At 70.0% G+C, this 25,585-nt stretch carries 23 protein-coding genes and 1 riboswitch; of the genes, 16 read left to right on the top strand and 7 right to left on the bottom strand.

The genetic code is table 11. The features are described 5' to 3' along the window. The first annotated feature begins 1 nt into the window (after position 1). Both BN2660_RS10080 and BN2660_RS10075 read left to right on the top strand, forming a co-directional pair. The gene (locus BN2660_RS10080) at positions 2-772 is read left to right on the top strand and encodes an enoyl-CoA hydratase/isomerase family protein (RefSeq protein WP_091231128.1); all 771 of its coding nucleotides are present in this window, start codon (positions 2-4) and stop codon (positions 770-772) included. Positions 773-928: 156 nt separating this feature from the next. Continuing rightward, a complete protein-coding gene (locus BN2660_RS10075; protein ID WP_091231124.1) occupies positions 929-2,452 on the top strand; it encodes an ATP-dependent DNA ligase in 1,524 nt (507 codons plus the stop codon). A gap of 9 nt (positions 2,453-2,461) precedes the next feature. On the opposite strand, the gene BN2660_RS10070 is transcribed toward BN2660_RS10075, so the two are convergent. After that, positions 2,462-2,971, bottom strand: coding sequence for a phosphoribosyltransferase (locus BN2660_RS10070; RefSeq protein WP_091231119.1), 510 nt, complete (start codon positions 2,969-2,971; stop codon positions 2,462-2,464). Between the two features lie 172 nt (positions 2,972-3,143). On the opposite strand from BN2660_RS10070, the gene BN2660_RS16790 reads away from it, so the two are divergent. Together BN2660_RS16790 and BN2660_RS10050 are read left to right on the top strand one after the other, a co-directional pair. Next, positions 3,144-5,006 (top strand): thiamine pyrophosphate-binding protein, encoded by a 1,863-nt coding sequence (locus BN2660_RS16790; RefSeq protein ID WP_255305112.1) that lies wholly within the window; start codon positions 3,144-3,146, stop codon positions 5,004-5,006. A gap of 26 nt (positions 5,007-5,032) precedes the next feature. Continuing rightward, positions 5,033-5,884: a PhzF family phenazine biosynthesis protein gene (locus BN2660_RS10050; RefSeq protein ID WP_091233506.1), complete on the top strand. Its 852-nt coding sequence runs from the start codon at positions 5,033-5,035 to the stop codon at positions 5,882-5,884. A gap of 92 nt (positions 5,885-5,976) precedes the next feature. Here BN2660_RS10050 and BN2660_RS10045 read toward each other — a convergent pair whose 3' ends face one another. Both BN2660_RS10045 and BN2660_RS10040 read right to left on the bottom strand, forming a co-directional pair. Further along, positions 5,977-6,357 (bottom strand): VOC family protein, encoded by a 381-nt coding sequence (locus tag BN2660_RS10045; protein ID WP_091231116.1) that lies wholly within the window; start codon positions 6,355-6,357, stop codon positions 5,977-5,979. A gap of 661 nt (positions 6,358-7,018) precedes the next feature. Continuing rightward, entirely contained in the window at positions 7,019-8,884 is a 1,866-nt protein-coding gene (locus tag BN2660_RS10040; protein WP_091231113.1) for an FAD-dependent monooxygenase, read from the bottom strand. Positions 8,885-9,016: 132 nt separating this feature from the next. Here BN2660_RS10040 and BN2660_RS10035 point away from each other — a divergent pair, with 132 nt between their 5' ends. Continuing rightward, positions 9,017-9,715, top strand: coding sequence for an IclR family transcriptional regulator (locus BN2660_RS10035; protein ID WP_091231110.1), 699 nt, complete (start codon positions 9,017-9,019; stop codon positions 9,713-9,715). 202 nt (positions 9,716-9,917) lie between these two features. On the opposite strand, the gene BN2660_RS10030 is transcribed toward BN2660_RS10035, so the two are convergent. After that, a complete protein-coding gene (locus BN2660_RS10030) occupies positions 9,918-11,297 on the bottom strand; it encodes an MFS transporter (protein ID WP_091231107.1) in 1,380 nt (459 codons plus the stop codon). Between the two features lie 161 nt (positions 11,298-11,458). Between BN2660_RS10030 and BN2660_RS10025 the strand changes: the two genes are divergently transcribed. From BN2660_RS10025 to BN2660_RS09995, 7 genes are read left to right on the top strand one after another with little or no spacing between them, the layout of a single operon-like run. Then, the gene (locus BN2660_RS10025) at positions 11,459-12,979 is read left to right on the top strand and encodes a fumarylacetoacetate hydrolase family protein (RefSeq protein ID WP_091231104.1); all 1,521 of its coding nucleotides are present in this window, start codon (positions 11,459-11,461) and stop codon (positions 12,977-12,979) included. Then, a complete protein-coding gene (locus BN2660_RS10020) occupies positions 12,976-13,662 on the top strand; it encodes a GntR family transcriptional regulator (protein WP_091231101.1) in 687 nt (228 codons plus the stop codon). Before BN2660_RS10025 ends, BN2660_RS10020 begins: the two co-directional genes overlap by 4 nt. Beyond that, positions 13,659-15,197, top strand: coding sequence for a 5-carboxymethyl-2-hydroxymuconate semialdehyde dehydrogenase (gene hpaE / locus BN2660_RS10015; RefSeq protein ID WP_091231098.1), 1,539 nt, complete (start codon positions 13,659-13,661; stop codon positions 15,195-15,197). Before BN2660_RS10020 ends, hpaE begins: the two co-directional genes overlap by 4 nt. Before the next feature lie 25 nt (positions 15,198-15,222). After that, complete coding sequence (gene hpaD / locus BN2660_RS10010) at positions 15,223-16,386, top strand: 3,4-dihydroxyphenylacetate 2,3-dioxygenase (protein WP_091231095.1); 1,164 nt, start codon at positions 15,223-15,225, stop codon at positions 16,384-16,386. A gap of 26 nt (positions 16,387-16,412) precedes the next feature. Beyond that, positions 16,413-17,198 carry a 2-keto-4-pentenoate hydratase gene (locus BN2660_RS10005; protein WP_091231092.1) on the top strand — a complete coding sequence of 262 codons (786 nt, stop codon included), beginning with the start codon at positions 16,413-16,415 and terminating at the stop codon, positions 17,196-17,198. Then, on the top strand, positions 17,183-17,986 hold the full coding sequence (locus BN2660_RS10000; RefSeq protein ID WP_091231089.1) for an HpcH/HpaI aldolase family protein: 804 nt from the start codon (positions 17,183-17,185) through the stop codon (positions 17,984-17,986). The genes BN2660_RS10005 and BN2660_RS10000 overlap by 16 nt, the downstream gene beginning before the upstream one ends. Before the next feature lie 53 nt (positions 17,987-18,039). Further along, positions 18,040-18,762, top strand: a complete 723-nt coding sequence (locus BN2660_RS09995; protein ID WP_091231086.1) for a DUF6882 domain-containing protein — start codon at positions 18,040-18,042, stop codon at positions 18,760-18,762. Between the two features lie 20 nt (positions 18,763-18,782). On the opposite strand, the gene BN2660_RS09990 is transcribed toward BN2660_RS09995, so the two are convergent. Beyond that, complete coding sequence (locus tag BN2660_RS09990) at positions 18,783-19,259, bottom strand: DUF4188 domain-containing protein (RefSeq protein ID WP_091231083.1); 477 nt, start codon at positions 19,257-19,259, stop codon at positions 18,783-18,785. Between the two features lie 66 nt (positions 19,260-19,325). On the opposite strand from BN2660_RS09990, the gene BN2660_RS09985 reads away from it, so the two are divergent. Together BN2660_RS09985 and BN2660_RS09980 are read left to right on the top strand one after the other, a co-directional pair. Next, a complete protein-coding gene (locus tag BN2660_RS09985) occupies positions 19,326-19,886 on the top strand; it encodes a TetR/AcrR family transcriptional regulator (RefSeq protein ID WP_091231080.1) in 561 nt (186 codons plus the stop codon). 55 nt (positions 19,887-19,941) lie between these two features. Then, on the top strand, positions 19,942-20,481 hold the full coding sequence (locus BN2660_RS09980) for a hypothetical protein (RefSeq protein WP_091231077.1): 540 nt from the start codon (positions 19,942-19,944) through the stop codon (positions 20,479-20,481). Positions 20,482-20,570: 89 nt separating this feature from the next. Here the strand turns inward: BN2660_RS09980 and BN2660_RS09975 are convergent, their stop codons facing one another. Beyond that, positions 20,571-21,449: a bifunctional methylenetetrahydrofolate dehydrogenase/methenyltetrahydrofolate cyclohydrolase gene (locus BN2660_RS09975; RefSeq protein ID WP_091231075.1), complete on the bottom strand. Its 879-nt coding sequence runs from the start codon at positions 21,447-21,449 to the stop codon at positions 20,571-20,573. Next, entirely contained in the window at positions 21,446-22,720 is a 1,275-nt protein-coding gene (gene glyA / locus BN2660_RS09970; RefSeq protein ID WP_091231072.1) for a serine hydroxymethyltransferase, read from the bottom strand. The genes BN2660_RS09975 and glyA overlap by 4 nt, the downstream gene beginning before the upstream one ends. Before the next feature lie 35 nt (positions 22,721-22,755). Then, positions 22,756-22,840: riboswitch (ZMP/ZTP riboswitch) on the bottom strand. 54 nt (positions 22,841-22,894) lie between these two features. On the opposite strand from glyA, the gene BN2660_RS09965 reads away from it, so the two are divergent. Both BN2660_RS09965 and nagA read left to right on the top strand, forming a co-directional pair. Then, on the top strand, positions 22,895-24,412 hold the full coding sequence (locus tag BN2660_RS09965; RefSeq protein WP_091231070.1) for a family 20 glycosylhydrolase: 1,518 nt from the start codon (positions 22,895-22,897) through the stop codon (positions 24,410-24,412). Next, positions 24,409-25,575: an N-acetylglucosamine-6-phosphate deacetylase gene (gene nagA, locus BN2660_RS09960; protein WP_091231067.1), complete on the top strand. Its 1,167-nt coding sequence runs from the start codon at positions 24,409-24,411 to the stop codon at positions 25,573-25,575. The genes BN2660_RS09965 and nagA overlap by 4 nt, the downstream gene beginning before the upstream one ends. Positions 25,576-25,585: the final 10 nt, after the last annotated feature.

The raw sequence follows: 25,585 nt of genomic DNA, 5'->3' as shown, positions 1-25,585 counted from the left end.
CATGATCGATCTCGTCATCGACGACGACGTCGCCACCGTCGTCCTGAACGCACCGTCGAAGCTGAACGCACTCGACGAGCGGGCCGTGAGCGACCTCGGCGAGGCGTATCGCGAGGCCGAGGCGGCCGGGGTGCGCGCGCTCGTGCTCCGCGGTGAGGGGCGCGCGTTCTGCGCCGGGCGCGACATCTCGGCGGTCGACCCCCGAGCCGACGACGTGATCGGCTATCTCGGCGAGCTCGTGACTCCGCTGCTGCAGCGGATGTCGCGCTTCCCGGCCCCGACCTTCGCAGTCGCCCACGGCGCCTGCCTGGGCGTCGGTCTCGGGCTGCTCATCGCGACGGATGTCGTCTACGTCGCCGAGTCGGCGAAGATCGGCTCTCCGTTCGCCGCGCTGGGCGCCGCACTGGACTCCGGCGGGCACGCGCTCTTCGTCGAGCGCCTCGGCGCCCACCGCACTCTCGATCTCATCTACACAGGGCGTCTGATGAGCGGAACGGAGGCCGTGTCGGCGGGGCTCTTCTCCCGTGTCCTCCCCGACGACGAGGTGATCAGCGCGACGACGGATGCGGCGGCGGCCGCCGCCCACGGCGCCACCGCGGCGTTCCTCGCGAGCAAGCAGCTGGTCGCCCGGATCCGCGACGAGCGGCTCGGACTCTGGGACTCCATCGGGATGGAGAACGCCGCACAGGCGGCCCTGTCGAGCACCGACGACTACCGTGAGGGCTTCGCCGCGTTCCAGCAGAAGCGCAGACCCGAGTTCCGTGGACGGTGACGCGCCCGCGATGCTCGCATAGTGCCGCGCGGTGACGCGCCCGCGATGCTCGCATAGTGCCGCGCGGTGACGCGCCCGCGATGCTCGCATAGTGCCGCGCGAACAGGGACCGCAAGGGCATCGCCCGATGTCGGATGCCGGTGCGAGACTGCCCCGATGAAGATCGCTGATGTCGTCGCCACGGCCGAGGAGGTCGCGTCGACCGGTTCGCGCCTCGCCAAGATCGACGCTCTCGCGCGGCTGCTCGCACGCGCGGACCGCGAGGAGATCCCTACGCTCGTCGGACTCCTGCTCGCCGCTCCTCGGCAGGGGCGGCTCGGCGTCGGCTGGCGCGGCATCGCGGCGCTCGACGTGCAGCACGCGGCAGAACCCACCGTGACGCTGACCGACGTCGATGCCGCGTTCGATGCGCTCACGGCATCCGCCGGATCCGGGTCAGCGGGGCGCCGCACCACGATCCTGTCGGGCCTCGCCGCTCAGGCCACAGCCGCGGAGTGGGACTTCCTCTCGCGGGCGATGCTGGGCGAGCTCCGCACCGGAGCACTCGCCGGCGTGCTGATCGACGCGATCGCCCGGGCCGCCGATCGGCCGGTCGTGCTCGTCCGTCGCGCCGCCATGCTGTCCGGCGATCTCGGTGAGACGGCGATCCTCGCCCTCACCGGCTCGCCCGACGACCTCGAGGCCGTCGGGCTCGTCGTCGGTCGACCGGTGCTGCCGATGCTCGCGTCGACCGCCGCTACTCCTACCGCAGCGCTGGAGATCACGGGCGCCGCGTCCGTCGAGTACAAGCTCGACGGCGCGCGCATCCAGGTGCATCGCCGCGGCGACGAGGTGAGCGTGTACACCCGCAGTCTCGCCGACATCACGCATCGGGTCCCCGAGATCGTCGACATCGTGCGCCGGCTCCCCGCGGACGACCTGATCCTCGATGGCGAGACGCTCTCGTTGGACGAAGACGGCGGTCCCCGGCCGTTCCAGGAGACGATGTCGCGCTTCGGCGCCGATGCCTCGCGCGACCTCGCTCTCCGACCCTGGTTCTTCGACATCCTGCACGTCGACGGCCGCGACCTCCTCGACGAACCGCTCGCGGCACGCCTCGCCGAGCTCGAACGGGTCGTCGGCGATTGGCGCATGCCCGGCATCGTCACGGCCGACCCCGACGCGGCCGAGCAGCTGTCGCGGGACGCACTGGCCGCCGGGCACGAGGGCGTGCTGGTGAAGGGCATCGAGTCGAGCTACACCGCCGGACGACGGGGCAAGTCCTGGGTGAAGGTCAAGCCCGTGCTGACCTACGACCTCGTCGTGCTCGCCGCGGAGTGGGGGTCGGGCCGACGGCGCGAGTGGCTGTCGAATCTGCATCTCGGCGCGCTCGATCCCGACGGGGAGTTCGGCGAGCCGGGGGGACTCGTGATGGTCGGCAAGACCTTCAAGGGCCTCACCGACGAGCTGCTGCGCTGGCAGACGACGTCGTTCCCCGAGCACGAGGAGAGGCGCACGGCATCCACGGTGTTCCTGCGTCCGGCGTTCGTCGTGGAGATCGCGATCGACGGGGTGCAGCGCTCCCCGCGCTACCCCGGCGGCATCGCCTTGCGCTTCGCGCGGGTCAAGGCGTATCGACCCGACAAGACCGTCGCCGAGGCCGACACCATCCAGACGCTCCGCACACTGCTGCGCGGCTGACCGCAGCTGTCACGCGGTCGGTGCGAGACCGAGGTCCTCTTCGCGCACCGTGCCCTGGAACGACCACGGGAAGTCGATCCACAGGTCGGTGTCCTTCCAGGCGTAGTCGGGCTGGATCATCGTCGACGGCTTGGTGTAGATCGTCACCGACCGCACCTCCGCGCCCTTGTCGGTCAGCAGCTGCACGGCGAGGGCGAGGGTGCGCCCGGAGTCCGCGACGTCGTCGACGAGCAGCACGCGGCGACCGTCGAGATAGGCCATGTCGAGTTCGGGCGGGAGGATCTCGGGGGCGTCCAGCACGGTGCCGATCCCCGTGTAGAACTCGACGTTGATCGCGCCGCAGTTCTTCGCGCCGAGACCGTAGGCGATCGCGCCGGCCGGCAGCAGCCCGCCGCGAGCGATGGCCACCACGACCTCGGGCTCGAAGCCGCTGTCGAGGATGCGGCGCGCGAGATCCCTCGTCGCCGATCCGAAGCCGTCCCAGGTGAGCGTCTCGCGCTCGGTCGAAGCATCCGTCATCGTGCCATTCTCCCGCACGGCCCGCGCCTGCACGGCGCCGGGTCTAGAATCGACCCGTCCGGCATTCTGAGATGCCGGTGCTTGAAAAAGAAGCACGAAGCTCCGCGACGTCGCGGGCGAGACACATACGGAAACGCACTCGATCTCCGTCCCTGTCTCGAAAGGCTCTCGCATGCCCACCGTCTCCGCGCACGTCGCACTCACTCTCGCCCAGCACATCGACGCCGTCTTCGGCGTCATGGGCAACGGAAACGCCTACTTCCTCGATGCGCTCGAGACGCAGACCGATGCCGTCTTCACCGCGGTGCGTCATGAGCAGGGCGCGGTCGTCGCGGCGGACGCGCACTTCCGCGCCTCCGGTCGTATCGCCGCCGGCACCTCGACGTACGGCGCGGGATTCACCAACACCCTCACCGCCCTCGCCGAGGCGGTGCAGGCTCATGTGCCCCTCGTCCTGGTGGTCGGCGACGAGCCGACGTCGGGCCCGCGTCCGTGGGACGTCGACCAGATCGCGCTCGCCTCCGCTGTCGGAGCCCGCACCTATACCGTCGGCCGAGCGGATGCCGCGGCGACCACCGTCATCGCGATCGAACACGCCCTCACGTACCGCGTGCCGGTCGTGCTGGCGATCCCCTACGACGTCGCGTCGCTCGAGGCCGGCCCCGTGCCCGAGGCTCCCGCGCCGCGCCTCCCTGCTCCGCTCACCCCCCGCGGCGAGTTCGCGGACGGGATGCTCGACGAGATCGCCGCCGCACTCCGCTCGGCATCGCGTCCCTTCCTCCTGGCCGGCCGGGGTGCGTGGCTCGCAGGCGCCGGGCCCGCCCTCGGAGAGCTCGCCGCCCGCACGGGTGCGCTCACCGCCTCATCGGCCCTCGGCCGCGGCGTCTTCCCCGCGACGGAGTACGACCTCGGCGTGACCGGAGGGTTCGGCGCCGACGGAGCCATGGAACTCGTGCGCACCGCCGACGTCGCCGTCGTGTTCGGCGCGTCCCTCAACCAGTTCACGATGCGCTTCGGCGAGCTGTTCGCCCCCGGCACCCGGGTTTTCCAGGTCGACATCGCACCGGCGGCGACCCATCCGCACGTCGGCGGCTTCGTCCGGGCCGATGCTCGCGTCGCGGCAGAGGCTCTCGTCGAGCGCATCGACGCCCTGGCTTCCCCGTCCCCGTCCCCTTCGCCCTCCCCTTCCCCTTCCCCTTCCCCTTCCTCTTCCCCTTCCCCTTCCCCTTCCCCTTCCCCCTCCGTCTCACCCTCCCCTTCCCCTTCCCTCTCCCAGGGGCACAGCTTCGGAGCCGACGCCGGACACGCCGACGACGACGCCGATGCCTCCGGCGTGTCGCGCGCGGCATCCGCTGTCGTGCCGGAGGAAAGCGTCCGCCCGTGGCGCGAGACGGTGGACGTCGCCGCCGCTCGCACCTATGACGCCGGCGACGAGCTGGCCCCGGACGGCCGCCTCGACCCGCGGTCCGCCGCACGCCGCATCGCCGAACTCCTGCCGAGCGACCGGGTCGTCGTCTCGGATGGCGGCCACTTCATCGGCTGGGCGAACATGTACTGGCCGGTCGAGGCGCCCAACCGCATGATGATGGTCGGCACCGCGTTCCAGTCCATCGGACAGGGCTGGCCGAGCGTCGTCGGAGCTGCTCTCGCCCGTCGCGAGTCGACGGTCGTCCTCACCTCGGGAGACGGCGGCGGTCTCATGGCGATCGCCGACCTCGAATCTGCGGTCCGCGCGGCTCAGGGCCGGGGAATCGCGGTGATCTGGAACGACGCGGCGTACGGCGCGGAGGTCAACCTCTACGGCCTGAAGGGACTCGCGGAGGGCCCGATGCGCATCCCCGAGGTGGACTTCGCGGCCTTCGGCGCCGCCGTCGGCGCCGAAGGGGTGGCGGTGCGGACGCTGGCCGATCTCGACCGGCTGCGCACGTGGGCCGAGGAGGATGCCGCATCGCGGCGATTCCTGCTGCTCGACCTCCGGATCTCTGGTGATGTGATCGCGCCGTACCAGCAGGAGATCATCCGCGTGAACTCGTGATCCGAGCGATCGATAGGCTCGTCGACATGTCAGATGATGTCGATGTGCTCCGGTTCAGCGCGTTCGCCGCGACGCCCGAGGGCGGCAATCCTGCGGGCGTCGTGCTCGACGCGAGCGAGCTGACGGATGCCGACATGCAGCGCATCGCACGGGACGTCGGTTTCTCGGAGACCGCGTTCCTCGTCAGTCGTACGGATGCCGAGAACGTGACCCGCTACCGCGCGCGCTACTGGTCGCCGGTGGCGGAGGTGCCGTTCTGCGGGCATGCGACGGTCGCCACCGCCGTGGCCCTCGCCGAACGCGACGGTGCGGGGGATGTCGTGTTCGACACGAACGCGGGCCCCGTGAGCCTGCGGTCGCGGGTCGAGGACGGCGCCGTGACGGTGTCGTTCACGAGCGTGGAGCCTCAGGTGCGGGAACTCGACCCTGCGGTGCTCGATCGTCTGCTCGCGCTTCTCGGTGTCACACGCTCCGACCTCGATGCGAGCTTCCCTCCGCGCGAGGCCTTCGCCGGCAACTGGCATCCCGTGATCGTGATCGCTGATCGCGAGCTGTTCGATCAGTTCCGGTTCTCCCCGGTCGAGGTCGCTGCTCTCATGCGTGAGCAGGACTGGCTCGGCACTGTCACGGTGCTCCATGCGGCGAGCGCGACGGACTTCGATGCGCGCAACCTCTTCCCCGTAGGCCGCATCACGGAGGACCCGGCCACCGGCTCGGCCGCCGCGTCGACAGGCGCCTACCTACGAGACCTGGGACATGGGGAGTCGACGATCCGCATCCACCAGGGCGCGCACGTGCGTCGCCCGAGCCTCATCACCGTGACGATCCCGCCGAGCGGTGGCGTCGAGGTCTCGGGCGGCGCCACCCGCCTCCGGTGACCCACCGCGACCACATCCGCAATCGCATCCGCTGAGCTTGGAGATCGAGCGCTGAGGTCGGCGCCCGCTTCGTGCCGACCTCAGCGCTCCGCTCAGCTCTGCGCGCTGTAGTCGGGCAGCTCCTGCAGCGTCCACGTGTTGCCGTCCGGATCGTCGAACGTCACGAACCGGCCCCACGCCTGTTCGTCGACGCCCTGCGCCTCGACGTCGAGGCCTCGCAGATGTGCGAGCGCCTCATCGGCATCCGGAACGACCACCTGGATCGTGTTCTGCTGCCCGGGCTCGAGCCCTTCGCCGAGCCCCGAGCCGAAGGCGATCGAGCAAGCCGACCCCGGCGGAGTCATCTGCACGAAGCGCAGGCCCTCGTATGGCACCTGGTCATGGTCGGCGTTGAAGCCGATCTTCTCGTAGAACGCCTTCGACCGGTCGACATCCGAGACCGGGACGAAGATCAACTCGATCTTCCAATCCATCACGCTCTCCTCTCGGCGGGCGTCGGCGCCCGTCCGGGTCTCAAGCTACGCGGGGCCACGGACATCGCACCAGAGCATCCGCCGCCCCGCCATCACCACTTCCGCGCCACTTCCGCGTCCCCCGCGTCCCGCGCCCCCTCCGCGTCTCCGCGTTCCCGCGTTCCCCGCCCCTACGCGTCGGGAGGAGAACTCCGTCGCGGGCGCAGGAATCCTGCCCAGTCGTCCGCCCCATAGGGAGAACTCCGCCCGACGCGTGGTGGCCTCGCCCCGAAGATCGCCGCCTCCGCGGGGCGAGGAGAACTCCGTCACGGGCGGAGGAATCCTGCCCATTCGTCCGCCCCACAGGGAGAACTCCGCCCGAGGCGTCGTGATCTCGCCCCGAGGACCCCCTTCCGCCCTACGCGTCGCGGCCTCGACTCGAGGGCAGCCCCTACGCGCCAGGAGGAGAACTCCGCCCTACGCGTCGTGACCGCGACCCGAAGGCCGACCCCTACACGTGGGGAGGAGAACTCCGCCACGGGCGGAGGAATCCCGCCCACTCATCCGCCCCGCAGGGAGAACTCCGCCCGACGCGGCGCGAGGCGGCGCGAGCCGGCGCGAGGGGCGCGAGGAGAGCGAGCGCGCGCACGCGACGCCACACACCCGCACCCCGGCGAAGCGCTCAGGATGCCGGCAGCAGCGCCCCGTCGAAGAATGCGGCCAACTCCTCGACGCCGTCGAGCGGAAGGATCGCCGCGACGTACTGGTCGGGACGGACCACCACGACGACGCCGTCCCGCGACAGCTCCCTCGCCTCGAAGATGTCGGTGGTCGTCCACTTCGACGGACCGGCGGCGTAGACCTTCTCCCAGTCGGTCAGCCCGAGCGGGCCGGTCTTCGGCTGGAAGAGCGCCGGGGTCGACGTGACCTCCACCTCCTCGTACGGCTGCTGGTAGATCGCCTTCACGTCGAAGACCGCGTCCGCATCGGCATCCGCCGGGGTGAAGCGCGCGAACAGCGGCGCCGCACGATCCGCCCAGGCCTCGAGTGCCGAACCGTCCCTGTCTCCGAAGGCGTACACGCGCCAACGCCCGTCAGCCTTGGCGTGGTGACCCAGGTGGATCGCGTTGCCGTCTCCCACCCGCACGACCTCGGCCGACTTGAACCGCTTGCCGAGGGGGTATCCCGCAGCGAGGGCCTGATGCGCGTCCGTCCCGGTGATCATCGACGACGTGTACTGCGTCATGAACCCGGAGGGGAACTCGGCGGTGGCGAGGTAGTAGGTGGCGAGGTCGTTCGGATCCGTGATCTCCGAAGGTTTGCGCGCCATGAGCGACGACCACTCGCGATCGAAGTCGATCAGCTGCTGCGCGACCGGCCGCCGCTCGGCGCCGTAGGTGGCGAGCAGCGCCTCGGGCGCCCGACCGGTCAGCACCGAGCCGAGCTTCCACCCCAGGTTGAACCCGTCCTGCATCGAGACGTTCATGCCCTGCCCGGCCTTGGCGCTGTGCGTATGGCACGCGTCGCCCGTGAGGAACACGTGGGGCGTGCGCCCCGATCCGTCGATGACATCGTCGAAGCCGTCGGTGACCCGGTGGCCGACCTCGTAGACGCTGTGCCAGGCCACCTCCTTCACGTCGAGGGTGTACGGGCTGAGGATCGCGTTCGCCTTGCGGATGATCTCCTCGATCGGCGTGCGCCGCACGGCGTGGTCGTCGTCCGCCGCGACCTCGCCGAGGTCGATGTACATGCGGCTGAGGTACCCGCCCTCGCGCGGGATGTGCAGGATGTTCCCTGCCTCCGAGTTGATCGCGCATTTGGTGCGCCAGTCGGGGAAGTCGGTGTTCACGAGAACGTCCATGACGCCCCAGGCGTGCGCGGCGCTGGCGCCGACGTGGGTGCGGCCGATCGCCTGGCGCACGCCGCTGCGCGCCCCGTCGCAGCCGACGACGTACTTCGCCCGCAGGGTGCGCTCTTCGCCCGCGCGCTCCCCGGCGACGTGGCGCACGCTCACCTCGACGGGGAACTCCCCCTCGTCGTGCACGGTCAGACCGACGAACTCCACGCCGTAGTCGGGGGCGATCCGGGCGGGACCATGGGCTGCGGCCTCGGCGAAGTAGTCGAGCACCCGGGCCTGGTTGACGATGAGGTGCGGGAACTCGCAGATGTCATAGGCGTAGTCGGCGGTGCGCGACGTGCGCACGATCTCACCGGGGTTCTCCGGGTTCGGGCCCCAGAAGTTCATCCAGCCGATGTTGTACGCCTCGGCGACGATGCGCTCCGCGAACCCGAACGCCTGGAACGTCTCGACACTGCGGGGCTGGATGCCGTCGGCCTGACCGAGCACGAGGCGACCCTCGCGCTTCTCGATGATCCGGGTCGTCACCCCGGGGTACTGCGACATCTGCGCCGCGAGCAGCATGCCCGCCGGTCCCGAGCCGACGATGAGGACGTCGATCTCGTCGGGAAGATCGGCGCTTCGCTCGGCGACCTGGGCCGGAAGGACCCTCGGGTCACCCGAGACATAGCCGTGGTGGTGGAACTGCATCGTCGTCGATTCCTTCCGGACATCGCTGTCGGGGTTGCGGAGCGAACATCGCGTGTTCTATATTCGAACACAGTGTTCTACTAATGAACACAGCTTAGACAGCACCCCCGCCGGATGCAAGGGAGCACCCACATGCCGCACGCACCCGCCTCTCAGACGCTGAGCCGCGGCATCCGCATCCTCGAGGTGCTCGCGGACGCTCGCGGAGCGCTGACGATCGACGAGATCGCCGGCCGACTGGACGTCCACCGTTCGATCGCATATCGACTGCTGCGCACCCTGGAAGACCACCGGCTCGTCGGCCGCGACGCCGCGGGCGCGGTCACGCTGGGGCCGCGCATGGCGGCGCTGGCGGCGGGCGTGGCCCACGACCTTCAGGCCGAGGCCCTCCCCGAGCTGACCGCGATCGCGAACGAGCTCGGCATGACATGCTTCCTCGCGGTGCTCGACGGCGACGACTGCATCACCCTGGCGAGCGTCGAGCCGCGCCACGCGATCGCGAGCGTCGCCCAGCGCCCCGGAGCCCGTCATCCCGTGACGGTCGGCGCCCCCGGCAAGGCGATCCTCACCCAGCTCTCGCCCGCGGAGTGGCCCGAGGGCGGGCCGGCATCCCTCCGCAGCGAGGTCGGTGCGGCACGGGAGCAGGGCTTCACGACCAGCCACGACGAGGTGATCCCCACCGTGCGTTCGATCGCGGTGCCGCTCGCCCTGCGCGGACACCGCCCCGCCGCGATCGCCGTCGTGCATGTGGCGACCGACCTCGACGATGCGACGATCGCCCGCCGGCTGCGGGAGTCGGCGGCCGTCATCCGCTCCGCACTCGAGGGCTGACCCTCCGCGCGCCAGACCTCGTCTCCACCGGCGACGCCGGCACACACGAGCACACACTCGCACTCACACCCGCAGGCACGAGCACACACACGAGCACACACGAGCACACACGAGCACACACGAACGCTCCCGCCGCACCCTGCCCCGCCGGTCGCAAGAAGCGGGGAGAGGAGGATGCGGCGGGAGCGCGGCGACGTCCGGGTCAGGCCTTGGCGAATCCGTAGATCGGGCTCACGGACTGCTCGTCCTCGTGATCCGGGCCCAGCGGGATGCCGGAGCGATCGCGCAGCAGCAGCGTCGCGATGAATCCGAGCACCGTCATGCCTGCGAGGTACCACGTGACCGCCTGGGTCGACCCCGTGGCCTGCACGATGGCCGTGGCGATGGTGGGCGCGAACGCGCCGCCCGCGATCGCACCGATCGCGTACGAGATCGAGACGCCGGAGAAGCGGATGCTCGCGGGGAAGAGCTCCGTGTAGAGCGCGGCCTGGGGGCCGTAGGTGAAGCCGAGGCCGATGGTGAGGATCGCGAGTCCTGCGAAGAGCAGGCCGATCTCGCCCGTGTTGACCAGGGGGAACAGCGTGAAGACGCCGACGAGCTGCATCACCCAGCCGATGAGGTACGTCGTGCGGCGGCCGATCCGGTCGGAGATCCAGCCGGCGAGCAGGGTCGTGAGCAGCCAGGTCACTGCGGAGCCGGCCACAGCCCACAGCACCGGACCGCGCTCGAGGCCGATCGGCCCCTCGGGGTTGGTGGCGTAGCCCTGGATGTAACCGCCGGTGGTCATGTAGCCGACGGCGTTGTTGCCGGCGAACACGAACGCCGCGATGATCACGAGCAGCAGGTGCTTGCGGAAGAGCTGCACGATCGGCATCTTCGCCTTCTCCTTGCGCTCGGCGAGCTCGGTGAAGACAGGGCTCTCCTCGACCCGGCGGCGCACGTAGTAGCCGACGAGGATCAGCACGACGCTGAGCAGGAACGGGATGCGCCAGCCCCACTCGAGGAACTGGTCGCCGGGGGCGATCGCCGTCATGAGCGCCATGACGCCCGAGGCCAGCAGCAGTCCGAGCGGAACGCCGATCTGCGGCGAGGCGCCGAAGATGCCACGCTTCTTGCGCGGCGCGTGCTCGACGGCCATCAGCACCGCTCCGCCCCACTCGCCGCCGGCGGAGATGCCCTGGATGATGCGCAGGAGCACGAGGAGCACGGGCGCGGCGATGCCGATCGCCTCGTACGTCGGAAGGATGCCGATGAGCGCCGTGGCGGCGCCCATGAGGATCAGCGTCCACATGAGCACGGTCTTGCGTCCGAGCTTGTCGCCGTAGTGTCCGGCCAGGAACGCTCCGAGCGGCCGGAAGAGGAAGCTCACGCCCACGGTCGCGAACGCGATGAGTGCGCTGTTGGCTCCCAGAGGCTCGAAGAACAGCTGACCGAAGACGAGGCCGACGGCCGTGGCGTAGATGAAGAAGTCGTACCACTCGACGGTGGTGCCGACGACGGTGGCGAAGACGACGCGGCGCCGGTCGGCCGCTGTCGCGATGGTTCCGGTGGGCGTGAACCCAGCTTGTGACTGCCCGCTCATGGGGGTGTCTCCTTTGATTGTGACCGCATTGTCACGGCTCGCGTTACGAGGTGATCGAGTTGCTTGCCGAGGGGTGACACGATGATATATGATTTCGGATACGACGCACAAGGCGTCGGATCCAGCGCTCCGGCGCCGGCGACAGCGCGAGGAGGCGCCCCGTGACGGCATCCATCACCCGCCCCGGCAAGATCATCGCGATCCACCTGAGCTATGCCTCTCGTGCCGACCAGCGAGGTCGCCGCCCGGCTGCACCCTCGTACTTCTTCAAGCCCGCGAGCTCCATCGGAGTCTCCGGCGGCACCGTCGAGCGCCCGGCCGGCACGGAGCTCCTCGCCTTCGAGGGCGAGATCGCTCTCGTGATCGGCACCCCCGCGCGTCGCGTCTCGCTCGAAGACGCCTGGGAGCACGTCGCCGCGGTCACGGCCTCCAACGATCTCGGCCTCTACGATCTGCGGGCGAACGACAAGGGGTCGAACGTCCGCTCCAAGGGCGGCGACGGCTACACCCCGCTCGGCCCCGAGCTCATCGACGCCCGCTCGGTCGATCCCGCAGCGCTGCGCGTGCGCGCCTGGGTCAACGGCGAACTCCGTCAGGACGACACCACGGCCGGTCTCATCTTCCCGCTCGCGCAGCTCGTCGCCGACCTGTCGCAGCACTTCACCCTCGAGACCGGCGACGTGATCCTCACCGGCACACCCGCCGGCTCGTCCGTCGTCGTCCCTGGCGACGTCGTCGAGGTCGAGGTCGATGCTCCGGACGCCGATGACTCCCCCTCCTCGGGCCGACTCGTCACCACCGTCACGCAGGGCGAGGTCCCCTTCGACGGCGACCTCGGCTCGCTCCCCGCCGTCGACGACCTGCAGCGCACCGAGGCATGGGGCTCCCGCGACGCGGCGGGCCTCCCGTCCGAAGAGCAGCCCGGTGCGCGGCTCTCCCCCGAACTCCGCGCCAAGCTGCTCGAGGCGCCGACCGCAGGCCTGTCGGCGCAGCTGCGCAAGCGGGGGCACCACTCGTGCTTCGTCGACGGCGTCGCGGCGAACATCGCCGGATCCAAGATCGTCGGCACGGCGAAGACCCTGCGATTCGTCCCCTTCCGCGAAGACCTCTTCGCGTCGCACGGCGGCGGCTACAACGCCCAGAAGCGCGCGTTCGACGCCGTCGACGAGGGCGAGGTCATCGTGATCGAGGCCCGCGGCGACGCGACGACCGGCACTCTCGGCGACATCCTCGCGCTCCGCGCCCGTGCCCGAGGGGCGGCCGGAGTCGTCACCGACGGCGGTGTGCGCGACTTCGACGCTGTCGCCGAGATCGGGCTGCCCGTGTTCTCGCAGGGCGCGCACCCGTCGGTCCTCGGTCGCAGGCACGTCCCCTGGGATGTCGACGTGACCATCTCCTGCGGCGGCGCGACCGTGCAGCCCGGCGACATCATCGTGGGCGACGGAGACGGCGTCATCGTCATCCCGCCCTCGCTCGTCGACGAGGTGGTGGACGCCGCCCTGGCCCAGGAGATCGAGGACGCCTGGATCGCCGAGCAGGTCGCCGCCGGGCACCCGGTCGACGGGCTGTTCCCCCTCAACGCCGACTGGCGGGCGAAGTACGAGGCCGCCACCGCGGCCGCGCCGGCATCCGCACGCGCCTCCGCACCCGCGCCCGAGAACGGGGACGAGGACGAGCGATGAGCACCGTCTCGAGTGCCAGCAAGTCGGAGCAGGCGTACGCCTGGATCCGCTCCCGGATCTCGGGGCATGCGTTCGGCCCCGGGTACCGGCTCGTGCTCGGGTCGATCGCCGACGAGCTCGGCATGAGCGTCGTCCCGGTGCGCGAGGCGATCCGTCGCCTGGAGGCCGAGGGGCTCGTGACGTTCGAACGCAACGTCGGCGCCCGCGTCACCCTCGTCGACGAGAGCGAGTACGCCCACACGATGCAGACGCTCGGGCTGGTCGAAGGCGCGGCGACGGCACTGTCTGCTCCGCTGCTAAACGCCGCGACGCTGGACGCTGCCGAGGAGGTCAACGAGCGGATGACGCAGATGCTCGGGCACCTCGACGCCCATGCCTTCACCGAGCTCAACCGCCAGTTCCACTCGCTGCTCTTCGAGCCGTGCCCCAACCCGCACCTGCTCGACCTCGTGCACCGCGGGTGGGCGCGGCTCTCCGGCATCCGCGACTCGACGTTCGCGTATGTCCCCGGCCGTGCCCAGCACTCCGTCGAGGAGCACACCCAGATCCTCGAGCTGATCAGAGCGGATGCGGATCCCCTCGAGATCGAGCTCGCCGCCCGAAACCACCGTTGGCGCACGAGGGACGCGTTCCTCGATGCCCTTCACGCCCGTTCTCACCACGATTCAGGAGACGCGTCATGACCGATTCCCGCATTCCCGCAGACCTGCCCGATCACATCCGGCACTACATCGACGGCGCCTTCGTCGACTCGACCGACGGCGACACCTTCGACGTCCTTGATCCGGTGACGAACCAGACCTACACGACCGCAGCCGCAGGCAAGAAGGCCGACATCGAGCTCGCCGTCGCCGCCGCGAAGCGCGCGTTCGACGAGGGGCCCTGGCCCCGGATGCTCCCTCGTGAGCGCTCGCGCGTGCTGCACAAGATCGCCGACATCGTCGAGTCCCGTGACGCGCGCCTCGCCGAGCTCGAGTCCTACGACTCCGGCCTCCCCATCACGCAGGCGCTCGGTCAGGCGCGTCGTGCCGCAGAGAACTTCCGCTTCTTCGCCGACCTGATCGTCGCGCAGTCCGATGACGCCTTCAAGGTGCCGGGCAAGCAGATGAACTACGTCAACCGCAAGCCGATCGGCGTCGCGGGTCTCATCACGCCGTGGAACACGCCGTTCATGCTCGAGTCGTGGAAGCTCGGGCCCGCGCTGGCGACAGGCAACACCGTCGTGCTGAAGCCGGCCGAGTTCACGCCGCTCTCCGCATCGCTGTGGGCGGGCATCTTCGAGGAGGCCGGACTCCCGAAGGGCGTCTTCAACCTCGTCAACGGTCTCGGTGAAGACGCCGGCGACGCCCTGGTCAAGCACCCCGACGTCCCGCTCATCTCGTTCACCGGCGAGAGCCGCACCGGGCAGATCATCTTCGGCAACGCCGCCCCGTTCCTCAAGGGTCTGTCGATGGAGCTCGGCGGAAAGTCCCCGGCCGTCGTCTTCGCCGATGCCGACCTCGAGGCCGCCGTCGACGCCACGATCTTCGGTGTCTTCTCCCTCAACGGCGAGCGCTGCACCGCCGGCTCGCGCATCATCGTCGAGCGGTCGATCTACGACGAGTTCGTCGAACGCTACGCGGCGCAGGCCAAGCGGGTCACGGTGGGCTACCCCCACGACCCGGCGACCGAGGTGGGAGCTCTCGTGCACCCCGAGCACTACGACAAGGTGATGAGCTACGTCGAGATCGGCAAGACCGAGGGCCGCCTCGTCGCCGGCGGCGGACGCCCCGAGGGATTCGACGAGGGCAACTTCGTCGCGCCGACGGTCTTCGCCGACGTCTCCCCCGATGCGCGCATCTTCCAGGAGGAGATCTTCGGGCCGGTCGTCGCGATCACCCCGTTCGACTCCGACGAGGAGGCGCTCGCGCTCGCCAACAACACGAAGTACGGCCTCGCCGCCTACATCTGGACGAACGATCTGACGCGCGCCCACAACTTCGCGCAGTCGGTCGAAGCAGGCATGGTGTGGCTGAACAGCAACAACGTGCGCGACCTCCGCACCCCGTTCGGCGGCGTGAAGGCCTCGGGCCTCGGCCACGAGGGCGGCTACCGCTCGATCGACTTCTACACCGACCAGCAGAGCGTGCACATCACGCTCGGCGGTGCACACAACCCCACCTTCGGCAAGCAGGATCCGCACGAGCCCACCGATCTCGACGACCCGGACCCCCGCTGACCACTTCGCGAGCAAGGACGCTGACATGACGAACCGCCAAGAGATGACGCTGACCTCCTCGGGCTACTACGTGAGCCAGGAGGCTCCCATCCAGACCGACAACCCGATCGCGACGCCCGAGAGCACTCCGCCGGACGTGCTGCGTTGCGCCTACATGGAGCTGGTCGTCACCGACCTCGCGGCCTCCCGGGTGTTCTACGTCGACGTCCTCGGCCTGTACGTGACCGAGGAGGACGACGAGGCGATCTACCTCCGCTCGACGGAGGAGTTCATCCACCACAACCTCGTGCTGCGCAAGGGCCCGATCGCCGCGGTGGCCGCGTTCTCGTACCGGGTGCGTTCGGCGGAGGACCTGGATCGCGCCGTCGAGTTCTACACCGAGCTCGGCTGCGACGTCCGCCGCAACCCCGACGGCTTCGTGAAGGGCGTCGGCGACTCGGTGCGCGTGGTCGACCCGCTCGGGTTCCCCGTCGAGTTCTTCCACCAGTCCGACCACGTCGAGCGGATGTCGTGGCGCTACGACCTGCACATCCCCGGTGAGCTCGTACGGCTCGACCACTTCAACCAGGTCACCCCCGACGTGCCCCGTGCCGTGAAGTTCATGCAGGACCTCGGGTTCCGGGTCACCGAGGACATCCAGGACGACGAGGGCACCGTCTACGCCGCGTGGATGCGCCGCAAGCCCACCGTGCACGACACGGCGATGACCGGCGGCGACGGTCCGCGCATGCACCACGTGTGCTTCGCTACCCACGAGAAGCACAACATCCTCGCGATCTGCGACAAGCTCGGCGCGCTCCGCCGCTCCGACGCGATCGAGCGCGGACCCGGTCGCCACGGCGTCTCGAACGCGTTCTACCTGTACCTCCGCGACCCCGACGGCCACCGCGTCGAGGTGTACACGCAGGACTACTACACCGGTGACCCCGACAACCCCGTGATCACGTGGGACGTCCACGACAACCAGCGCCGCGACTGGTGGGGCAACCCGGTCGTGCCGTCCTGGTACACCGAGGCCTCGCTCGTGCTCGACCTCGACGGCGCCCCCCAGCCCGTCGTCGCGCGCACCGACAGCTCCGAGATGGCCGTCACGATCGGCGCCGACGGCTTCTCGTACACGCGCCAGGACGACGACCGGGACATGCCCGAGTACAAGCAGGGCGAGTACAAGCTCGGCCACCAGCTGTAATCGTTCCGAACACGGAGGAGAGACGGATGCTGTCAGCGGACACCGTCACGCAGATCGCTGCCGAACTGGCCGAGGCCGACCGGAGCCACGGGGTGATCCCGCGCATCACGGCGAGGTACCCCGAGGCCACGGTGGAGGACTCGTACGCGATCCAGGGAGTGTGGCGCGACTCGCAGATCGCTGCCGGCCGCACGCTGGTCGGTCGCAAGATCGGGCTGACCTCCAAGGCGATGCAGCAGGCCACGGGCATCACCGAGCCGGATTACGGCGTGATGTTCGACGACACGGTCCACCCGTCGGGCGCGGAGATCCCGGTCGACCACTTCTCGAACGTGCGCATCGAGGTCGAGCTGGCGTTCGTGCTCAAGCATCCGCTCGAGGGTCCGGACTGCACGCTCGACGACGCGCTCGCGGCGATCGACTATGCGGTGCCGGCCCTCGAGGTGCTCAACTCCCACATCGAGCTCGAGGGCCGGACGATCGTCGACACGATCAGCGACAACGCCGCCTACGGCGCGATGGTGCTGGGCACGGTGCGCAAGCGCCCCGATGAGATCGACCTCCGCTGGGTGCCGGGGGTGCTCTCGAAGAACGGCGAGATCGAGGAGACGGGCGTCGCCGCCGGCGTCCTCGGCCACCCCGCTACCGGGGTCGCGTGGCTCGCGAACAAGTTCCACCAGCACGGCGCGCGTCTGGAGGCCGGGGAGATCATCCTGGCAGGATCGTTCACGCGCCCGATGTGGGTGTCGCGCGGCGACGAGGTGCTGTGCGACTACGGACCGATGGGAACGATCGAATGCCGCTTCATCTGAGTCCTTCCTTCCGCGAGCATCTCGCCGGAGCCAGCCGACCACTCATCGGGATGTGGGCCTGCTCCGGGAGCGCGCTCGTCACCGAGGTCGCCGCCGGATCCGGCCTCGATTGGCTGCTCATCGACATGGAGCACTCGGCGAACACCCTCGAGTCCACGCTGCTGCAGCTGCAGGTCGTCGCCGCGTACCCGATCACCCCCGTCGTGCGGGTGCCGTCCAACGACGCCGTCGCGATCAAGCAGGTGCTCGACCTCGGTGCGCAGAACATCATCGTGCCGATGGTGTCGTCGGCCGACGAAGCACGGTCTGCCGTCGCCGCGACCCGCTATCCGCCCGAGGGAGTCCGCGGAGTCGGCAGCGCACTCGCGCGCAGCGCGCGATGGAACCGCGTCGACGACTACCTGCGCGACTCGTCGCGCCACACGTCGCTGACTGTCCAGATCGAGACTGCGGCCGGCGTCCGGGCTGCGGCCGATATCGCGGCGGTCGACGGGGTGGATGCGGTCTTCGTCGGTCCCTCGGACCTCTCGGCGTCGATGGGCCACCTCGGCCAGCAGACGCACCCCGATGTCGTCGCCGCCGTCGAGCAGGTCTTCACCGCGGTGAAGGCCGCCGGCACGTCGGTCGGAGTGAACGCCTTCGACCCGTCCGCTGCGGACGCCTACATCGCTGCCGGCGCGGACTTCGTCGCCGTCGGAGCCGACGTGGCGCTGCTGGCTCGGGCTTCCGAGGCGCTCGCCGCTCGATTCATCCCGGCATCCGACGGCGCGGCCCGTTCCAGCTACTGACGTCTCCGCTGCCGGGTTGGCGGATTCATAGCAACCGGGGCCAGACTGTCGGCATGACCTTCGCCGCGCTCCAGCCCCTCGCCGACCGTGCCGCACTGTTCACCGCGCTCCGTCAGGACGCACTCGCGTCGGCCCTCGAGACTCTCGGCGACAATCGCTGGGATGCCGACATGACGGCGGGCACCATCACCTTCACGTCGAACGCCGACGCCACCCGCCAGCTCGTCGCCCGCGCGCACCTCATCGCGACGATCGCGCCGGGGCCGCGCTCGCTGCTGTGGGCCTGGGCGCACCCTCAGGGCGATGCGGCCGGCGTGGCCTCTCCCCTGCGCGAATTCGGCGCCGAGCACGGCATCGCCGCACTCACCGACCCTGAACTCCCCTTCCCCGCCGACGCCGCGGGCGACGACGAGTGGATCAGCGCGGCGGCGCACACGATCGGCGGCGTCGCGGTCGAGCTCACCGGACGCTCCCCGTACTACGTCGCACCCGTCGGCGGCGGCACCTGCGCGGTGTTCGTGCTCGATGCTCCGATCCCCCCGCTCACGGTCGCCTCCGCGGCGATCGCACTACCGCGCATCCTCTCCGAACTCGCCCTGCCGGATGCCCGCACCGGGGTGTGGGATGCCGCGCGGCTCGCAGGATGGACTCTGAACTGGACCGACGAGTCGTTCTCCGGAGCCACCGTCTCTGACACGACCGGCACCGCGACCTTCCGCTTCGACGACCAGGCCCGCATCACGAACATCGAGAGCACCCTCCACCCGCAGGGCTGACCCCTCACGACGACGGCGCGTCAGCGCCCCATCCGCTGGCGCGCCGTCTTCATGCCCGGCCCCACCGGAACATGTGCGGTCGCCGCCGCGAGCCCGAACGCGGGCATGTCGACGTAGACCGCTTCGAGGTCCGCGACGGGCACCTGATACGTCTCGTGCCAGATGCCCACGCTTCCGGTCCCCTGCAGCGTGCGCATGAAGTCCCGCCAGGGCTGCAGGTGCGGCGCCTCGCGATCCGCGGCGAAGCGCTGCAGGTGCTCGGGACTCTCCCAATACGAGAGCAGCAGCGTCGTCCGGCCGAACCAGCTGTGCGCGCCCAGCATCCCCGCGTCCGGGTGAGTGCCGAGGTGGATCAGCATGGGCGGCATCCTGCTGGCCGTCCACCACACCTTCCCCAGCTGCCACCAGCGATTGGCACGCATGCCGATCAGGAACACGGTGACGTCCGTGCGATCGGACGCGGCCGTGAAACGACCTGGGAAGACCTGCTGAGTCATGCCGCACTCCTTCGAACGATATTGCGTAACGGTGTTATGGAACAACGTTACGATAGGATCGGCCCCATGGCAAGACCACCTCTGTACGACGACGCCCTCCGCGGTCGCCTGCTGGATGCGACCGCCGAGATGGTGGACGACAAGGGTCCCGAGCGGATCAGCCTCCGTGACATCGCGCAGAGCGCCGGCACGTCGACGTCGGCGGTGTACGCACTGTTCGGAGGAAAGACCGAGCTGCTCGTGGCCGTCATCGAGCACGCGTTCGCGTCTTTCGGTGAGGCGCAGGCCGCCGCCGAACCGCAGGGGCTTCGCGCCCTCGGGTTCGCGTACCGGACGTGGGCGATGGAGAATCCCGCACTCTACCGCCTCATGTTCGGCGGCGGAGTGGCGACCGAGGACTGCCGCCCCGACGACGCGACCATGAGCACGGCTATGGCACCGCTCGTGCGGTCGCTCGCCGCTCGCGTCGAGGAGTCCGACGTGATGGCCGCCGCTCTGACCGTCTGGGCGCAGGTGCACGGCGCCGTGAGTCTCGAACTCGCCGGGGTCACTCCCCCGCTCGTGCCGTGGGAGTCCGTCTACGACACGGTGGTCGATGCGGTCGAGCGCGCCTTTCCCGCGCGCTGATTGCCGTCCGGCCGACGGAGATGCCGCGCATGCGGGAGTGTGGAAGTCTGGACGGATGAAGAACGGAATCGTCCGGTTCATCGCGCTCTACGCGTTCACCGTCGTGGTCCTGCTGCTGCTCGGCGCGGTATCCCCCGGGGTGACCGTCGGGTTCGACGCACTCTGGGCGGCCGTCATCCTCACGCTCGCCGCCCTCTTCGTGAAGCCGGCGCTCACGGCCGCTTTCCGCAAGGCCGCCGCGAAGTCGGCCGCCGATCGCACGATGCTCGGCGAGAAGATCGTGCAGTACGTCCTCGTCTACCTCGTCGAGCTCCTCATCTGGGTCGCGGTGGTGTGGTTGAGCGGAGTGCGCGCCTCCGGGTTCTGGAGCTATGTGCTCCCGCCCCTGCTTCTGCTGATCGGATGGATGATCTACGACCAGGTCGACGACAGGCTGCGCGCCAAGGCGGGCGAGCTCTACGACGTCGTGCAGGCGCGCGTGTCCCGCACACCCTCCTCATCCGCTCCGGCCTCCTCTGCCGGCGAGGATGCGCGTTCCGAGCCCGATGACGGCCTCACCCCCGAGCAGCGGCGCATGCTCGACGAGCTGGGCTGACCCGCGACAGGCAGCAGGAACACAGAACGTCGCAGGGGATCACGCGATCCCCTGCGACGTTCTGCGTCTCTGCGAGAGCGGGCGGATGCTCAGACGAGGCGTTCGGCCGCCTCGACGACGTTGGTCATGAGCAGTGCGACCGTCATCGGGCCGACTCCACCCGGGTTCGGCGACACCCAGCCGGCGACCTCCGACACGTCCGGATGCACGTCGCCGAAGACCAGGTTCTTGCCGGTCTCGGGGTCGGTCACCCGTGTCACGCCCACGTCGAGCACGGCGGCGCCCGGCTTGACGTCCTCCGCACGGATGAGGTGCTTCACCCCGGCGGCGGCGACGATCACATCCGCCTCGCGCAGATACCGCCGCATGTCGACCGTGCCCGTGTGGGTGAGCGTGACCGTGGCATTCAGGTCGCGCCGCGTCAGCAGCAGCCCGATCGAGCGGCCGATCGTCACGCCGCGCCCCACGACCACCACGTGCGTGCCGGCGAAGTCGTAGCCGTTGCGCAGCAGCAGCTCGATCACCCCGCGCGGCGTGCACGGCAGCGGGGTGTGGATCGGGTTGTTGACGTTGAGCACGAGCCGGCCGAGGTTGGTCGGGTGCAGCCCGTCGGCATCCTTCGCGGGGTCGATCCGCTCGAGGATCGCATCCGTGTCGATGTGCGCCGGCAGAGGCAGCTGCACGATGTAGCCGTGGCAGTCGGCGTCGGCGTTGAGCTCGTCGATCAGCGCCTCGACATCGGCCTGGGTGGCGTCCGCCGGCAGCTCGCGCTGGATCGAGTTCATGCCGATCGCCTCGGACTGGCGGTGCTTCATGCCCACGTAGAGCTGCGACGCCGGGTCGGCGCCCACCAGCACGGTGGCGATGCCGGGGACGATGCCCTTCTGCTTCAGCGCGGCGACCCGCTCGGTCAGCTCTGCCTTGATCGCGGCCGACGCTGCCTTGCCGTCGAGGATCTTCGCGGTCACTGCTGCAGGTCCGGGTAGAGCGGGAAGCCTGCGGCGAGCGCGTCGACGCGGGCCCGCAGCGCCTCGACGTCGGCACCGGGCTGCAGCGCGAGGGCGATCACGTCGGCGACCTCGGTGAACTCGGCGTCGCCGAATCCGCGCGTGGCGAGGGCGGGCGTTCCGATGCGCAGCCCCGAGGTGACCATCGGCGGACGCGGGTCGTTGGGCACCGCGTTGCGGTTCACGGTGATGCGGATGTCGTGCAGCAGGTCTTCGGCCTGCTTGCCGTCGATCTCGGCGTCGCGGAGGTCGACGAGCACGAGGTGCACATCGGTCCCGCCCGAGCGCACGCCGATGCCGGCATCCTTCACGTCCTGCTGCGAGAGGCGCTCGGCGAGGATGGACGCTCCGCGCACCGTGCGCTCCTGGCGCTCTTTGAACTCGGGGGTGCCTGCGAGCTTGAACGCGGTCGCCTTGGCGGCGATCACGTGCATGAGCGGACCACCCTGCTGGCCGGGGAACACGGCCGTGTTGATCTTCTTCGCGAGGTCGGCGTCGTTCGTGAGGATGAAGCCAGAGCGCGGTCCGCCGATGGTCTTGTGCACGGTCGACGACACGACGTGCGCGTGCGGCACGGGGTTCGGATGCAGCCCCGCGGCGACGAGTCCGGCGAAGTGCGCCATGTCGACCCAGAGCAGCGCGCCGACCTCGTCGGCGATGGCGCGGAAGGCGGCGAAGTCGAGGGTGCGGGGGTAGGCCGACCAGCCGGCGATGATGACCTTGGGCTTGTGCTCGATCGCGAGGCGACGCACCTCGTCCATGTCGATCGTCGAGGTCTCGGGGTCCACGCCGTAGGCGACGATGTCGTAGAGACGGCCCGAGAAGTTGATCTTCATGCCGTGGGTCAGGTGCCCGCCCTGGTCGAGGGCGAGGCCGAGCAGCGTGTCGCCGGGCCGGGCGATCGCGTGCAGGACGGCGGCGTTCGCGGATGCGCCCGAGTGCGGCTGGACGTTGGCGAACTCCGCGCCGAACAGGTCCTTGGCGCGCTGGATGGCGAGCTCCTCGGCGACGTCGACCTCTTCGCAGCCGCCGTAGTAGCGGCGGCCCGGGTAGCCCTCGGCGTACTTGTTCGTCAGCACCGACCCCTGCGACTGCAGCACGGAGACGGGCACGAAGTTCTCGGAGGCGATCATCTCGAGGAACGTCTGCTGGCGCCGGAGCTCGCGGTCCAGGACCTGCGCGATCTCGGGATCGACCTCGGAGAGGGGGGCGTTGAAGTAACGGTCGGTCATGACATGCTCCTCTGACAACGGATTCGAAGGGTGTACCTATCGGCCCAGGCGCGCGGTCGAATTCCGTGGTCAGTCGCTCCCCGGTGGTAGTCCACCCAGACGCCAGTCGCGACGATTACGAGCATAGCCGATTTCCCCCTGTGCACTCCGGATCACGCAGGGTAGGTTTTGTTCATGGTCCTTCCCCATTCCATGCCCCTCGTCCCCCTCCCCCTCTCCGCCAGCGTCGGCGACGGCCGGATGCCGATCGGCGAGGCCACGCGCATCACCGGCGATGCCGCCGCCGCCGCGCAGCTCATCGATGCCGTGGCGCAGCGCACCGGCATCCGGCTCCCTCTCCCGTCGGACGCCGACCGCGCCGCCGACATCCACCTGCGCATCGACCCCGGAGCCGCGGCGCTCGAGGGGTACCGTCTCACGATCGGCGACACGGCCGAGATCGTGGGCGGCGATGAGGCCGGCCTCTTCTACGGCGTCCAGTCACTGCTCCAGCTGCTCCGGCAGGACGACGAGGGCTGGGGCGTCGCCCGTGCAGAGATCTTCGACGCACCGCGATTCGCGCGCCGGGGAGTGATGCTCGACGTCGCGCGGCACTTCTTCGGGGTCGACGACGTCAAGAAGTTCATCGATCACATCAGCGCCCTGAAGTTCAACCACCTGCACCTGCACCTCAGCGACGATCAGGGCTGGCGCATCCAGATCGACTCGTGGCCGAAGCTGACAGAGCTCGCGGCGTCGACCGCGGCCGGCGGGGCACCCGGCGGCTTCTACACGAAGGACGACTACCGCGAGATCGTGGCGTACGCCGCCTCGCGGCATATGATCGTCATCCCCGAGATCGATCTCCCCGGGCACACGCACGCGATCGGCGTCGCCTATCCGGAGCTCGTCGAGGCCCCCGTGATGAACGACGGCCTCATCTCCGAGTCGAAGCGCCTCGGCCAGGAGCTCCCCGTCGCCGGAGAGCCGTATCTGGGCTGGGGCGTGGGCCACTCGAGCGTCCGCATCCATGACGAGCGCACCTACGACTTCGTGCGCGACGTCGTGCGGGAGCTCGTCGAGATGACGCCCGGTCCGTACATCCACATCGGCGGCGACGAGTCGCTCGGAACACCCCAGGCCGACTTCGACCACTTCGTTGAGCGTGCGACCGCGATCGTGTTCGAGGAGGGGAGGACCCCGGTGGCCTGGCACGAGGTGGGAGCCGCGGCCGATATCGCTGAGGGAACGATCGGGCAGTACTGGGGCAAGGCGACCCCCGACGGCACCCACGCGGCCGAGGCCGCGCACTTCGTCGAGCGCGGCGGCGCCCTCATCATGTCGACGGCCGACAAGACCTACCTAGACATGAAGTACGCACCGGACTTCCCGCTCGGACTCACGTGGGCGGCCATCATCGACGTGCGCTCCGCCTACGAGTGGGAGCCCACCGAGGTGCTCGACGTACCGGACGAGGCGATCCTCGGCGTCGAAGCCCCGCTCTGGAGCGAGACGACGGCGACGATCGGCGAGGTGGAGCAGCTCGTCTTCCCCCGGGCCGCCGCCCAGGCCGAGGTCGCCTGGTCGTCACGTGACGCACCCGAGCGCACGTGGGAGTCGTTCCGGGAGCGTCTCGGGAGCATGGCACCGCTGTGGAAGGCTGGAGGCGTGGACTTCCACCCCGCAGACGACGTCCCCTGGAGCGAACGATGAGCATCGGCGCCGCAGCGACGGGCTCGCTCGTCATCCACTCGGCCCGACTCGTCGATCAGGGCACCGTCACCGAGGACGCCTGGGTGCGGATCGAGGACGGCCTGGTCGTGGAGCGCGGAACGGGACGCACCTGGGCGGAGGCGGATGAGATCGTCGACGCGGCGGAGGCGGCCGGAGCGGATGCGGTGCTCACGCCCGGCTTCATCGACATCCACGGCCACGGCGGCGCCGGCGCCTCGTTCGACGACGGTGCGGACGCGATCCGCACGGCCCGCGCCCTGCATCGGGACCACGGCACGACCAGGGCCGTCGTGTCCCTCGTCACCGCGCCCCTCGACGACCTGGCGCGGAGGGTCGCCGAGATCGCCGACCTCAGGGAGACGGATGCCGACATCCTCGGCTCCCACCTCGAGGGTCCCTTCCTGGACCCGGCGCACCACGGCGCGCATGAGCCGACGCTCCTCCGCGCCCCGACACCGGCCGACGTCGCGCGTCTGCTCGACGCCGGTCGCGGCACCATCCGGCAGGTGACGATCGCGCCGGAGCTGCCGGGAGGGCTCGACGCCGTGCGCCTCGTCGTCGAGGCCGGTGCTGCCGCCGCCGTGGGGCACACCAGCGCCGACGCGGACATGGCGGTCGCCGCATTCGAGGCCGGCGCATCGATCCTCACCCACGCGTTCAACGCCATGCCCGGCATCCATCACCGCGCCCCCGGCCCCGTGCTCGCCGCCGCCGCGGACCACCGCGTGGTGCTCGAGGCGATCGCCGACGACGTGCACCTCGACCCGCGCGTCGTGCGGCTGCTGTTCGACTCGGCCCCCGGCAGGGTCGCCCTGATCACCGACGCGATGGCCGCGGCAGGGAGCGCTGACGGGCACTACGACCTCGGCGCGGTGAGCGTCACCGTCCGCGACGGGATCGCCCGCGCCGACGACACCGGGTCGATCGCCGGCTCGACGCTCACGCAGGATGTCGCTCTGCGGAAGGCGGTGGCTGCGGGCGTCGCCCTGGTGGACACGGTCCGCGCCCTCACCGAGACTCCCGCTCGGGCGATCGGCCTCGCAGAGCGCCTCGGTCATCTCGCACCCGGATACGTGGGCGATGCCGTGCTGCTGGATGCACAGCTGCACGTGGTGCGCGTCTGGACGGGCGACCGCCCCTGAGCGCGGGGCA

It is taken from the genome of Microbacterium sp. 3J1, assembly GCF_001049495.1.
Taxonomy (GTDB): domain Bacteria; phylum Actinomycetota; class Actinomycetes; order Actinomycetales; family Microbacteriaceae; genus Microbacterium.
The sequence above is the reverse complement of the archived record's forward strand: the minus strand, read 5'-3'. Positions and strand labels throughout refer to the sequence as shown.